Source organism: Bacteroidales bacterium, assembly GCA_035299085.1.
GTDB lineage: Bacteria > Bacteroidota > Bacteroidia > Bacteroidales > UBA10428 > UBA5072.
In genome coordinates this window covers 1-13,478 of record DATGXG010000006.1, presented here as the reverse complement: position 1 = coordinate 13,478, position 13,478 = coordinate 1, and the positions used below count along the sequence as shown (strand labels likewise).

The 13,478-nt window shown below is 43.5% G+C and carries 12 protein-coding genes; 5 read left to right on the top strand and 7 right to left on the bottom strand.

Annotation, left to right across the window (positions count from 1 at the left end; translation table 11 throughout):
• The first annotated feature begins 5 nt into the window (after positions 1-5).
• Both VK179_01285 and VK179_01280 read left to right on the top strand, forming a co-directional pair.
• Entirely contained in the window at positions 6-1,004 is a 999-nt protein-coding gene (locus VK179_01285) for a FecR domain-containing protein (protein ID HLO57351.1), read from the top strand.
• A 9-nt stretch (positions 1,005-1,013) separates the two neighbouring features.
• The gene (locus VK179_01280; GenBank protein HLO57350.1) at positions 1,014-2,549 is read left to right on the top strand and encodes a carboxypeptidase-like regulatory domain-containing protein; all 1,536 of its coding nucleotides are present in this window, start codon (positions 1,014-1,016) and stop codon (positions 2,547-2,549) included.
• 279 nt (positions 2,550-2,828) lie between these two features.
• On the opposite strand, the gene VK179_01275 is transcribed toward VK179_01280, so the two are convergent.
• The 4 genes from VK179_01275 to VK179_01260 are packed head-to-tail and all read right to left on the bottom strand — an operon-like array spanning position 2,829 to position 5,711.
• On the bottom strand, positions 2,829-4,016 hold the full coding sequence (locus VK179_01275; protein ID HLO57349.1) for a class I SAM-dependent rRNA methyltransferase: 1,188 nt from the start codon (positions 4,014-4,016) through the stop codon (positions 2,829-2,831).
• A gap of 7 nt (positions 4,017-4,023) precedes the next feature.
• Positions 4,024-4,665, bottom strand: coding sequence for a 3'-5' exonuclease (locus VK179_01270; protein HLO57348.1), 642 nt, complete (start codon positions 4,663-4,665; stop codon positions 4,024-4,026).
• Positions 4,607-5,212, bottom strand: a complete 606-nt coding sequence (locus VK179_01265) for a DUF5063 domain-containing protein (GenBank protein ID HLO57347.1) — start codon at positions 5,210-5,212, stop codon at positions 4,607-4,609. The genes VK179_01270 and VK179_01265 overlap by 59 nt, the downstream gene beginning before the upstream one ends.
• 40 nt (positions 5,213-5,252) lie before the next feature.
• On the bottom strand, positions 5,253-5,711 hold the full coding sequence (locus VK179_01260) for a hypothetical protein (protein ID HLO57346.1): 459 nt from the start codon (positions 5,709-5,711) through the stop codon (positions 5,253-5,255).
• 91 nt (positions 5,712-5,802) lie between these two features.
• Between VK179_01260 and VK179_01255 the strand changes: the two genes are divergently transcribed.
• Positions 5,803-7,359 carry a glycosyltransferase family 39 protein gene (locus VK179_01255; GenBank protein ID HLO57345.1) on the top strand — a complete coding sequence of 519 codons (1,557 nt, stop codon included), beginning with the start codon at positions 5,803-5,805 and terminating at the stop codon, positions 7,357-7,359.
• Positions 7,360-7,438: 79 nt separating this feature from the next.
• Here the strand turns inward: VK179_01255 and VK179_01250 are convergent, their stop codons facing one another.
• From VK179_01250 to VK179_01240, 3 genes are all read right to left on the bottom strand, one after another.
• Positions 7,439-8,347: a hypothetical protein gene (locus VK179_01250; GenBank protein ID HLO57344.1), complete on the bottom strand. Its 909-nt coding sequence runs from the start codon at positions 8,345-8,347 to the stop codon at positions 7,439-7,441.
• Between the two features lie 96 nt (positions 8,348-8,443).
• The gene (locus tag VK179_01245; GenBank protein HLO57343.1) at positions 8,444-9,754 is read right to left on the bottom strand and encodes a polysaccharide deacetylase family protein; all 1,311 of its coding nucleotides are present in this window, start codon (positions 9,752-9,754) and stop codon (positions 8,444-8,446) included.
• Positions 9,755-9,758: 4 nt separating this feature from the next.
• The gene (locus VK179_01240) at positions 9,759-12,221 is read right to left on the bottom strand and encodes a Smr/MutS family protein (protein HLO57342.1); all 2,463 of its coding nucleotides are present in this window, start codon (positions 12,219-12,221) and stop codon (positions 9,759-9,761) included.
• Between the two features lie 102 nt (positions 12,222-12,323).
• Between VK179_01240 and VK179_01235 the strand changes: the two genes are divergently transcribed.
• Together VK179_01235 and VK179_01230 are read left to right on the top strand one after the other, a co-directional pair.
• The gene (locus VK179_01235) at positions 12,324-13,076 is read left to right on the top strand and encodes an FAD-binding oxidoreductase (GenBank protein HLO57341.1); all 753 of its coding nucleotides are present in this window, start codon (positions 12,324-12,326) and stop codon (positions 13,074-13,076) included.
• Between the two features lie 31 nt (positions 13,077-13,107).
• Positions 13,108-13,478: hypothetical protein (locus VK179_01230; protein HLO57340.1), on the top strand; the 371-nt coding region annotated here is incomplete at its 3' end.

Sequence of the window (13,478 nt, the reverse complement as noted above, 5' to 3'; positions counted from 1 at the left end):
AAATTATGTTTACAAAATATAAAACAGATTGGAATTTACTAGCAAAGTACATGGCCGGTGAAACCAATGAAAAGGAGAACAATACGCTGATGGAATGGGCTTCAAAAAGTCCCCAAAACAGGGCATTGTTGAATGATGTTAAATCAGATTGGAAGAAGATGAATTCAATGGAGCCTCATTTTGATGTGGATAAAGCGTGGAGCAAGTTTCAGAACCGGATCGCAGCAGAACCGGTTATGGAACAGATGCCGGTTCAGCCAAAAACCGTTTCGGGTCGTTTTTCAATGGTGATGCGTATTGCCGCGTCGCTGTTATTGCTTGTTGTGCTTGGTGTTGCATCAGTAAGTATTGTAAACCGGTTCAGTAAAGTTACCTTCACGGCTTCATTGATGGATAAGGGAAGATCGATTGAACTCGCAGATGGGTCGGTAATCTATTTGAACAGCAATGCCACCCTTACTTATCCGAAACATTTTGGTAAAAAAATTAGGGAAGTACGGCTTGATGGTGAGGCTTATTTTGAAGTGAAACATGAAAGCGACAGGCCTTTTATAATATATGCCGGTGATGCCCGCATCCGGGTTCTCGGAACCACTTTTAATGTGAATTCAAGCAACAGCGAAAAACATGCTGAAGTATATGTAACCACAGGTTTGGTGGAACTGTCAGACAGAAATGATCTCAATAATAAGGTTCTTATAAAACCGGGTAGCATAGGTTCAATTAATCATGAGAAAATAAACCTTGTGAAGGCTGTAAATGCCAATTCAATTGCCTGGAAAACCCGTTCACTCACTTTCTCAGACACTCCTATCGAAGAAGTAATTTCAGTTGTACGAAGTGTTTATGATACTGAAATTATACTTAAAAATGTGCCGAACGGTACGATTAAAGCAAACGGATCTTTTCAGGGTGATCCCCTTGATACGGTAATTAAAACAATTAGCATTATAGGTAATTTCAACTTTGCAAAATCAAACGATACGATCTATCTTTCACAATAAATTTCCCTGATGGTGTCTCACCGCTCCCTGGCATTAGTCCTGTGCCTGCTGGTTGCGACAATTGTCGCACAGGCCCAGGATTCGTTGCTTCTCAAGCGGCTCACGATTCCTGAAACCACCTGCACTATTGACCAGGCATTAAAAATTCTGGAGCAACAAACGGGTCTTTCACCTTCTTATAATTCCGGATTGTTCGACAGAAAAAAGACCATTACCTTAAAGGCACAGCAGGAAACACTGGAAGGCATTCTTGTAAAAATGTTTAACAATCCGGAACTCGATTATGATGTGATCGGGAGGCACCTGGTGATTTATAAACCCTTCAGAACAGTATCCGCCAATCCCGACAGTGTGGTTGATTCGGTGTTCCTGGTTAAAATATCCGGTAAAGTATTTGACAGGGAAACCCGGCAAACTCTTCCTTTCAGCAGTGTGTACCTTGTAGGAAAGCCTATAGGCGTGGTCAGCAACGGGGAAGGTGAATTCCAGCTAAAGCTTGAATCGTCTATGTTAAAGGAAACGCTCAGTATTTCATGTATAGGATACAAGAACTTTTCAGCACCGGTTTCTTCGCTCATCAACACCAATCAGCAGTATTATCTTGAACCCGATATTATACCCATCCAGGAGGTAATTATCCGTAAAATAAGCCCGGTAATGCTTTTGCGGAATGCCGACCGCAGGATACGGGACAATTACCCCGACAAACCGGCGTTACTTACTTCTTTTTACAGGGAGACCATAAAGAAAGGCAGCAAATACATGATGGTATCCGAGGCAATTCTTGAAAATTTCAAGACCGCGTATATGTCTTCGGCGCCCGACAGGGTAAAGATACTCAAGGGAAGAAGAAACGAGAATTTCAGCCGTAATGATTCGGTAATGCTGAAACTGAAAGCCGGGTTAAACACCATGCTCATGCTTGATGTGGTTAAGAACATGCCTGATTTTCTGACAGGGGAAAACCTTGGCGATTATCATTACCAGTTATCCGACATTGTGGTGGAGGACGGCAGGGACAGGTATGTGGTTGAGTTTAAACCCATAAAAGGTTCTCCGCAGGGAACATTCTATTCGGGGCGTATCATCATTGATATTCAGGACATGGCTTATTCATGGGTTGAATTCCAGGTGGATCCTGAATACCTTGATCTTGCCACTGACAGGTTCATTGTACGGAAGCCCCCGAATATGATTGTGAAGACGTTAAAAGCCAGTTACAAAGTGGCATTCCGCAAAATAGGAAGCCGGTATTACCTGCATATGATCGACTGTGAAACCGCGTTTAAGATCCGGAACCGGCATCAGCTGAGCAGTTCAGTATATAACACCCGTCTTGAAACCGTTGTAATCGACATGGACACAGTTGATGTAAACCGTTTTTCCTATCGTGAAAGCGCCCGTCCCTTCGAGTTCTTCATCGACCAGCTCGGCGATTACGACGAATCCTTCTGGGGAGAATACAACTTCATCAAACCCGATGAATCACTTGAAAATGCATTGGCTAAGCTGAAGAAGAAATCGGGGTCGGACCAGACTAAATAACATATAATCAATATTATACGCCTGTTTTTTTGGTTATTTTCGGCCTTAGAGGCCCATTTTTGACCCTTTTTTTGGCCCTCTAAGGAATTTTAATGTTATGGACTGCTAATTAAAAATCCTAAAAATTTCTTAGAAGCCTGTTTTTGATACTAAAAATGAAGCTCTAAGGCTAAAAAAGGCCTCTTTTTAGGGTTTAAATTATTGAAAAACAATGATGTACTCTGGTCCGACCCCGATGAACCGACACCGATGAACCCCGATGATATGGGGGCAAGCCCCTTACTCTACCTGTATCACTAATCCCTTGAGGTATTCTCCTTCGGGATGGTAAATGGAGATGGGATGATCGGGGGGTTGGGTGAGCTGGTGGAGGATACGGACTTCACGACCGGAATTGGCGGCGGCAGCGAAAACCGATTTGCGGAAGTTTTCTTTGGTAACTACCTGGGAGCAGGAAAAAGTAAAAATGATCCCACCGGGTCTGACCTGTTCAATCGCCTTCTGGTTAAGTCTTTTGTAGCCCATCAGAGCATTGTTCAGAGCATCCTGGTGCTTGGCAAAAGCAGGTGGATCAAGGATTATCACATCATACTTATCCTTAATGTTATTCAGAAATGAAAAAGCATCCGTAGCAAAGGACTGGTGCTTTTCTGAAGGTATATTGTTAAGCTGAATGTTTTTGTCTGTAAGCTCAATGGCCTGTGCTGAACTGTCTACCGAATGCACAAGGCGTGCCCCTTCTGCAGAGGCATACACCGAGAAGCCTCCCGTATAGCAAAACATGTTCAGTACATCTTTATCTTTAATATACCGTGTAAGCAGCTCCCTGTTTTCGCGCTGGTCAATAAAAAATCCCGTCTTTTGCCCGGTCTCGGCATCAATACCGAACCGGTGCCCATTCTCAATAACCTCACCCGATGCCCTGCTGCCAATCAAAAATTCATTTTTGGCGTTCAGGTTGGCTTTGAAGGGCAACGTACTTTCACTCTTATCGTAAACTGCGGTCAGTTTTTTACCATACAACTCCGCAAGTATTTCAGCTATTACTTTCCTGATACGGTACATCCCGATAGAATGCATCTGCATTACGGCGATCCCGTTATAATAGTCAATGATCAATCCCGGCAAACCATCGCCTTCGCCATTTATAAGCCTGTATACATTTGTGCCGGGGTTATCTGTAAGATTCAGTGTGGCCCTGAAATCATATGCTTTCCGGATAACCTGTTTCCAGAACTCTTTGCCGGGTTCAACAGGGTCAAAAGAGAACAGCCTTATGGCAATTGAACCTACCTGGTAATGGCCCATTGCCAGGAATTCACGTTCAGAGGAAAAAACTTCAACGATATCGCCTTCAGCCGGCTTTCCGTCAATTTTCTTAATGGCCCCGGAGAAAATCCAGGGATGCATTCTCATGACCGATTGTTCTTTTCCGGGCTTCAGAAAAATGGTTGTAAAACCGTTCATGCGAAAGTCAGTTAATGGTGTTATTCAGTATTTCGTACATTTGCCGGCATACCCAGGCATCCGTGGCGGCATATTCGAGTTGCTCACGGCTGAGAACTTCCTGTTCCCAGTTGGATGTTTGTGATTTCTTAGAGATCCGGTATCCCATAATATTGGCCACCAGTTTTTTCAGACCGTTATCCTCAATTCCGAATTTCTTAACGAATTGCTGAAGATCAACAAAGCCTCCGGGCTTGAAACTGACGAGACGGTTGAGAGCATTCAAATCGTCCTTAATGGCAACACCCACTTTGATAATGTTTTCATTTTCAAGAATGTCTACTACAAAACGTGGAATGGGAACAAGGTTGGTCCTGATGAGAACAGCTTGTTCGCGAGTTGATAATTGCAGCAACGCCACATTGTGTGTCCTTCCTTTTTTGAAAGAAGGCCTGGTTTCTGTATCAAAACCAAGAATAAATTCATCTTTAAGCAAACGGTGTATCACATCATATGAAGCAGGCTGATCCACAACTGTGATTGTACCCGGAAAAGTCATTGAAGGCAACGACTTTATATAATCATCTTCAACATTGGAGAAATACCTGAGATTATTCATCATCTCCGTATACTTGTTCCTGGTCATCAGAGAACCAGGGTTCTTCTTCATCCCTTAGAAAATCGTCATTCTGAATAGCCCTTGAACCGGTAGAATTTTTATCATAAACAAGGGAATGGAGAGATTTCAGCGATTCGATAATTCTGATTCCGAGACTTTGTTCAAAGCTTTTCCGGCAGAACCATACTGCATCGTTCATCGATTGCGGCAATCCTACTTCGTAAAGCTTTACGAAATTTTTTAATTCTTCGTAGAGATCCGTAAAACTTTCAGCGAGCGCGAAGCTTATCAATTCATGCTGATTTGGCAAGGTTCCCGGCGACATTCCGGTTATGCCGGTAAAGAGTTCAAATTTATGCTGCAATCCATCATGGATCCGGGCATAATCATCCTCTTTAACAAAGGCTGTCATTTCTTCATCATAGCAATACTTTGGCAATGGCAATAAAGCAGCCTTCATATACAGTGCAGGCACCAACTGCTGAAATTCATTGAATAGTTCACCCGTCTTTTTTTTGGAAGCCTGTTCAACTAACTGGCAGAAATCTGCTGCTGCCTTCACAAAATCCTTCACTATGGGCCCTTTGACGTCCTCCATTATCTCAATTTATAGAATCGATTGCAAAGTTAGTGCTTTTTTATTTACGCTCTGATATAAGCTGACCTTTGGAATAAATTCCTTCCTGACTTGAACCATCTGCCCAGGTATACTTGCCCTGACCTTCGAAGAGGTTGTCTTTGAAATATCCGGTGTATTTGTCTCCGTTTTTATAAAAGAAAATGCCATACCCGTTCTGAACACCGTTTTCCCACGCTCCTGTATATTTTGCTCCGTTCGGCCATACATAGGTACCCTGGCCCTGGAATTTATCTTTTACCCACATTCCATCATACCAGCTGCCGTCAGAGCCTTTGAGCATTCCTCTTCCTTCACGCAGTCCGTTCACAAAAGTTCCCTCATAGACAAAACCATTCGAATACTTGTAGGTTCCTTTCCCGTTATCACAATTTCCAAAGGTGCAGCCTGAGGCTTTTTCCTGTGCCTGAATAAATCCGGGAGCTATGAATAAAGAAATCAAAAATACTATCCGCAACATAAGCCAGTTTTTAAAGTTTTACGGATTTCGTAATTAACCAGTTACAAGAGAATCAATTTTCTTTATTTTTGATTAACTAAAACCCTCCATCATGACACCATTAAGTAAAGACAAAGGCCTTTTCTGGATTATTGTCATTGCTTCGGCCGGTTTCCTGTTCCACCTTTTTACCTATAACACGCTGGGTTTCCATCGGGATGAGTTTCTTTATCTTTCACTGGGCAAACACCTGTCAGCCGGTTACTGGTCGAATCCTCCTTTGATAGGGCTGGTGAGTTATCTTGCCCAATTGTTGCCTTTTGGTCCGTTATTTTCGATTAGACTGGTATCCGCAATTGCGGGTTTCCTGCTTGTATTACTCACCGGCTTAATTGTCGGGGAACTGGGCGGAGGTATCTATTCAAAAATTCTTGCATGCCTTGTGCTTTCAACCACGTTGCTATTTCTCAGGGCCTATTCCATGTTGCAGCCCGTTCCGTTTGACATTCTTCTCTGGACAGCCATTCTGTATTTCCTGCTGAAATATATCAATACTGAAAATCATATATGGCTGTTGTGGCTTGGTGTCGGATTCGGACTGGGAATGCTCAACAAATACATGGTCGTATTTCTTGCCGCCGGAATTTTTATAGGTTTGTTGCTTTCACCCAAAAGGAAAGTGCTGGCTGATAAATATACATGGATTGCTGCAGGAATTGCCATTCTGCTGTTTTTACCGAACATACTATGGCAGTACAATCATGGATTTCCTGTAACCAAACACATGATTGAATTACGGGATACGCAGCTGGTGAATGTAAAAAGGATTGATATCGTAATCGACCAGGTGCTGATGTTTACCTTTGGATCGTTTTTGTGGATTGCCGGATTAATATGGCTGCTTGCCAGGAAGACAAACGCCAGGTTCCGCATTTTTGCCATTATTTACCTATCCATACTGGTCTTCTTCCTGATTTTGAAAGGGAAAAGTTATTACCTGGCAGGTTTGTACCCATTTCTTTTCGCTGCCGGAGCTGTGTCGTGGGAGAAGACAATCCGGTCAGCAATTTGGAGAACGGTCTTCCTTGTTGGCCTTGTTGCCTTTTCAATTCCAATGGTTCCAGCCGGCATTCCGCTGGCATCGGGTCCTAAACTGGCATCCTATTTTTCGAAAATGCCACCGAAAATGGGCGCGGAGGCTCTTTTGAGATGGGAAGACGGTAAAATGCACACGCTTCCCCAGGATTTTGCTGATATGATCGGCTGGGATGAGCTCGCAGGTATCGTAATCAAAGCTGCCGACACGGTGCAGGATAAAAGCCGCATTTTTATTTATGGCGAAAATTACGGACAGGCAGGTTCGGTTGATCTTTATGGAAGAGGGCACGGGCTGCCGCAGGCAATGAGCTTTTCCGACAGCTATATTCTATGGATGCCTGATACACTCAGTGCGAATGCCGATTTGTTTTTTTACATCAACGATGAAAGGGGAGACGACGTATTTCCTATGTTTGAACGGGTTGATTCACTCGGATCCATTACGGATACCCTGGCAAGGGAATATGGTACTACGGTTTACTTGTGCCAGCGGCCAAGCCGTGAGTTCAGGGATTTTTTAAGAAGCAAAGTCTCGGAGATAAAGGGGGAGAGAGTAAGGGGTAAAAGGTAATCAGTAATCAGTAATCAGTAATCGGTGATCGGTGATCGGTAATGGGACCAGTCACCAGTCACCAGTCACCAGTTACCAGTCACTTTTTCAGCATTTTCAAATACCATGGAAGCGTATTTCTCTTCACTGATGGATAGGCAGTTTTTATTGCGCCGAAGCCGGCATTGAAATAAGCCACCCCGGGCATTGTGGAACCTGTGAAATCGAGAATTTTTCCTGTTCCGGCATAGGTTGAAATAATGTGGTCAACCAGGGCATACATGGCCTGGTTCTGTTTACCTTCCATTGTTGATGCACATGCCATAAACAATACACGCTCCGGCATTTCAACAATCCACCCGGCTGCCAGAAGCACCTGATTCCTGTATATCCCCAGGCTTTTCCCCGTTCCGTTCATTTCACAGGTTCCTAAAAGCTTTTCAAGTACTGTGAAAAGGTCTTTGGAGTGAGGCAGCCTGTCTTCGATATTGCGGGCAACAAACCGGCTGAAGAGTGAAGCTCCGGGACCACGGTCAGCTTTAAGTCCTGCTGCTTTTGCCTTTTGCACGTTTCGCCTGCAATTCCTGTGATATGAGGAATATATCGACATATAGTCCTTGTCCAGTTTCAACTCAAAGTTGGTCCTGTAATTAACACGGTAAAGGTCAGAAGACGGAATATTTTCAGCATTCAGCTGAATATCCACAAACCTGTAAATGCCGGGAATAGCCTGTAAGAACCGGCCGGCTTCGGTTTTAGGTTCTTCACGGGGTGAAAAAATACCGAGTTGCTGGGTAAACCAGGGTTGAAAAAGGTAATTGAATCCCAGCTTTTTGCTTCCGGTAAGCGGCATCACTGCCAGGTAATCATCCATAATGAGCGCGTTCCATCCGGGGTTAACCGTATCAAGCCACCATGAGTAGGCATAGGGCAGGGTAGTGCCGGATTCGGAAATACAATGATCCCATTTCACAACATCAATTTCATTATGTGCTAAAAATCGAATCATTTTAATTTACGATTTACGATTTACGATTGAAATTTCCGATTTTGAATTGGCCTTATTACTTAATCGCTTATTAATTAATTACTAACTAATCACCAGTCACCAGTCACCAGTCACTGATTTACACTCGCCAACCATCTCCTCAAAAACCTTCCGCCATCCTTTCCATATGCCGTGCTCCGATAACGATTCATTATGCCAGAGCCAGGTGAACAATCCGTTGACTGCAGCCGTTTTTTGAATCAGTTGCTTTATTTTACGTGTTGCCTGCAATGGATCTAACTTCAGGTATTGCTGCAATGTTACATCCATCACAACAAAGGGATGCACTACCAAACCTGTTTCAGTTTCTTTTTTCAGATTGTAAAATTTGAAAGGCCTGCTTGTGCCCGCCCTGAAACCCGGTGTGGACGCGTAGCCCATTGAGTAGTCATGCGTAATACCTGATTCAACAAGCCTGTCATAGGTATCCGGAAGTTTAAGCATAAGAAAATGCTGTCTGCTGAGTTCCGGTTCAGTTCGCAGAATTGCGCCGAATTGTTTGAATTCGGATTTCAGTATGTTGAAATTTATATTTGACCGGTATGAAGGATGAATTCCAACCTGGTTATGTGCCCTGATTTTAGTGACCAGTTCGCTGAATTCCGTCTTCCTGAATGCGGCATTGACATCGTATCCACCATAATCACCCGAAAGGAAAAAATAAGCAGAACGGATACCGTTTTTTTCTTCAACCCGGTTTATGTAATCATATACGTCATACGGATCTTTCTTCCTGCCAGTAATAACTGAAAACCTGTTACTCACTTCAGCCCAATCCATTAAAGTCAGTGACCTGAGTATTCCTGCCGTATTGCGTAAAAATCCTTTGTGAAGGTAAGCCCAGGGGCTATCCACATCAATTGTGGACACAAATCCGAACTTTCTTTCCGGGACTTTAATGCTCGGAAACCACCGAACAAGTGCGGTTCTGAACATTTTTATCCACCGATCGACGACCGGCTCCTCAGCAAAACCATGTCTACCCGCAAGACCCTGTGATACTTCAAAGCGTCCGTAAGGGTCCGGCTCAAAAGGCAGGTATTCTTCATACCTGCTCAGCATATAAAATATGGCTGAAAATATGTCCAGGGGAAAATCAAACCCGGAAGGCGAAGGAAAAAGCTGAACATTTCCGGGTTCTGCGGAAACCGGTATTAACCTTTTGCTTATCGATTTTTCCCGGAGTAAACCGGAATCATATATACAAACTGAATCTTCAATAGTTTTTGGGCTATAATAAAGAGTTCTGTCTGAATCACTGTTTATAGTGAAATCAATACCCAGTTGCTCTGAAAGGTAAGACAACACGTAACGAAACCTGGGAGAAACCTGAGAACTTTTAATATTTATAGTTTCCCGTGTCTCCATGTTTTCAGAAATCGAGTTGTACTACAGTTATGCCCGATCCGCCCCGTTCAACATGTTCATCCTTGCACGATCTTACTACATCAAGGGATTTAAGGTAATCGCGTACAAGTGATTTTAAAATCCCGTTTCCTTTCCCGTGCAATATTCTTAATTCTGAAACACCCACAATAGTGGCATCATCAACAAAATTACGCACAATATCAACTGCCTCATCACCTCTTTTGCCCCTAATATCAATTTCATTTTTGAAATTCAGTTTTCGCTGACTTATACTCCAGTCGAATTGTGAGGCTTTAACCTGCTTTGATTTTACCCTCGGCAGTTTCTGAATATTCGTTGCTTTTACAGTGGTAATCATGCTCTGGCCATAGGTTACAAGGACATTATCGCCGTTGATTTCAAGTACTTCGCCGTCAACCTGCAGGCTCAGTATCTTCACCCTGTCGCCGGCCGCCAGTGGTAAGTCTTTCTCAACGTTCTCCTTTTCGTTTGGCTCGGATTGAGCAGCACTTCTGTATTTTTTGACATGCATGGTTACCTGCTCGATTTTCTGGTCCAGCTTGTTATCCCCGGTTGATTTATTTTCAGGCAATTCTTTCTTATAATTGTCAAGCCCTTTCCTGGCCTCACGTGTAATCTCTTTTTCTGCCTGGGATTCTTTGATAACCCGTATCGTTTTTTCGATTTCCTTGTTGGTGTTCATCAGGAGATTTTCCGCTTCACGTTTTGCATTATCAAGGATCTCCCGCCGGAGTTTTTTTGTCTCGCCCAGTTCCTGCTCATACTGTTCCAGCATTCCGCCCAGTCGTTTTTCGGCAATGCGGATGCGATCGCGTTTTTCTTCCCAATACCGTTTGTCGCGCAGAATCTCACGCAAATGTTTGTCAAAGTTGATGTGATCCTCGCCCGCTTTATCTGAAGCAGATTTTAGAATATCTTCCGGCAAGCCGATCTGCCTGGCAATATCAATGGCAAAAGAACTACCCGGCTTTCCGATTTCAAGCTTAAATAGCGGCTGCATTTTACCTGTGTCAAACATCATGGCCCCGTTTGTTATGCCGGGCGCGTCGGATGCAAAATGCTTCAGGTTTGAATAATGCGTTGTAATCACTCCATAAGTGCCTTTATTGTTGAGGCTTTCAAGGATAGCCTCAGCCATGGCACCTCCTATTTGCGGCTCTGTTCCGGTTCCGAATTCATCAATGAGAATAAGGCTTTTAGAAGAAGCGTTCCTGAGAAAGTTCTTCATGTTCTGAAGGTGCGAACTGTAGGTGCTCAGGTCATTTTCAATCGATTGTTCATCACCGATGTCAATCAGGATATCATTGAAAATTCCGGCCTCCGAACTTTCCACAACCGGTATCAACAAACCGCATTGCAACATATATTGAACCAGACCCACCGTTTTAAGGCAAACGGATTTTCCACCGGCATTGGGACCTGAAATTAACAGGATGCGGCTTTTCTCTTCAAGGTAAATGTCCAGCGGAACAACCGGCTTGCCTTCCTTCTTATGATGCAGGAACAACAGGGGATGGACTGCCTGTTTCCAACGAAACCCTGTACTGTTGATAAGAGCAGGCATCCCGGCATTAATATCCAATGCGAACAGTGCTTTTGCCCTTATAAAATCAATGGTTCCCAGGAAATCATACGTTGTTGCCAGGTCTTCAGCATAGGGCCTTATGTCGTTTGTAAAGAGTATGAGGATCCGGATGATTTCACGGATCTCTTCAATTTCTAATTCCCTGATTTCATTATTCAATTCAACCACTTCACCGGGTTCAACAAAGGCAGTTCGCCCTGTTGCCGATTCATCATGCACAATGCCGCTGATTTTGCGTTTGTTTGAAGCGGGAACCGGAATAACCTGCCTGCCATTGCGAATTGAAATGGCAGTGTCTTTTTCTACAATTCCCTCATCAATGGCCCTTTTTAGCAAACTCTGCAGCCGTTTACCGGCACTTGCCTGCTTCTGGGCTATATCTTCCCTGATTTTCCGCAGGCCGGATGAAGCATTGTCCTTAATTTTTCCCTGTTTATTCAGGATGGCATCGATCCGGTCATCTATATAACTGAAATATTTCACATCGCCGGCAAGCTTCTTCAACCGGGTGTATTTTTCAGCCGGAGTATTTTTAAAGAACCGGATAATGGCTTTAATGGTTTCAAGAGATTTCTTCAGATCCGAAACCTCTTCAACTTCAAGGTAGGTTCCCTCAACCTTTGCCTTTTTAAGTGCAGGGATCAGATCCCTGTAGTTATCGGTGGGAAAATTTTCCTCGAACAGGCAAATCTCTTTGAATTCGGCTGTTTCCTCCAGTATTTTCCTCAGCTCTTCATAATTCGACGTGAAAGAAATTTCATCGGTCTTTTGTTTGCCGCGACTGAAAAGGCAGTGGTCCTTAACCAGTTCTCTTACCTGGTTAAAGCCTGTTTTAATTTCGAAAGATGCAGGATAGATCAAATGCAGATGCTTTTATGCAAAAATAGCTGAAAATACGGGGATTGAAATCAACCAGAACAAATTATTCATCTGTCTGTTATTCGTAAAACCAAAAACTATATAATGAGTTCTTCTTCCACCTTTGCAAAAAAGCATAAACATAAAAACGGCAACAGTCTGCTTGGAAATCTTTCAGTAAAGTCAATGCCATCCTCTGATTCATTAACCCTCCGGAAAATATACCGGTTACAGCAGGTCCGTAATCTGAACAATGATACGTATGTGCTGCGGTTCGACAGGAATAACATGCAATTCAGGGCTGGCCAGCATATTACCCTGGGTATACCCGGCAATAACCAGGTGCGTGAATACTCCATTTACAGCACCGAACAGGACAGTGGTGCTCTTGAAGTGCTGATCAAGGAAGTGGATACCGGACTGGTATCAAAACAATTACATAAACTCATCCCCGGCGAATTACTTGAAGTGGACGGGCCTTTTGGCTATTTTACAATTGATGAACAGAAAATGGATAAAAAATACCTGTTTATCGGAACAGGTACCGGCATAGCCCCGTTCAGAAGCATTACCGGTTCATATCCTGATTTAAATTATACATTGCTCCATGGAGTGAGATTCGCAGGAGATTCATACGAAAGCCACCGATACCCGGTTGAAAGGTATACCCTTTGCACTTCACGAGATAATAAAGGCACCTTCAACGGCAGGGTAACCGAATACCTCAAACAAATGTCTTTGGATTCTGATACATTGGTGTATCTTTGCGGAAATTGTGATATGATTTACGATGTGTATGATTTCCTTACTGCACGCGGTTTTCCATCGGGAAATATAAAAACTGAAGTGTATTTTTAGGCAATCGGTACACGCTTATTAGTGTATTGAAATGAAGTATTTTATACTTACACTGGGTTGCCAGATGAACAAGTCTGACAGCGAACGTGTGCGTACCGTTATTGAGGGAATGGGATACCGCTGGACGGAAAATGAAGATGAAGCGAATATCCTGGGAATCATCGCCTGCTCTGTCCGGCAGAAATCAATTGATAAGGTATATTCGAAAATAGCGCGCTGGAATAAGGCCAAGAACAAAAGGAATGTGGTTACTTTCGTGTCGGGATGCGTTCTTCCTGCCGACAGGGACAAGTTCCTGAAGCTTTTCGACCTTGTATTTACAATGAGTGAATTGCCTGAACTGCCGGAAATGATCCGGCAATACGGGATTGTAACAAGGTCATTGCCGGTTTCTCCTGACTC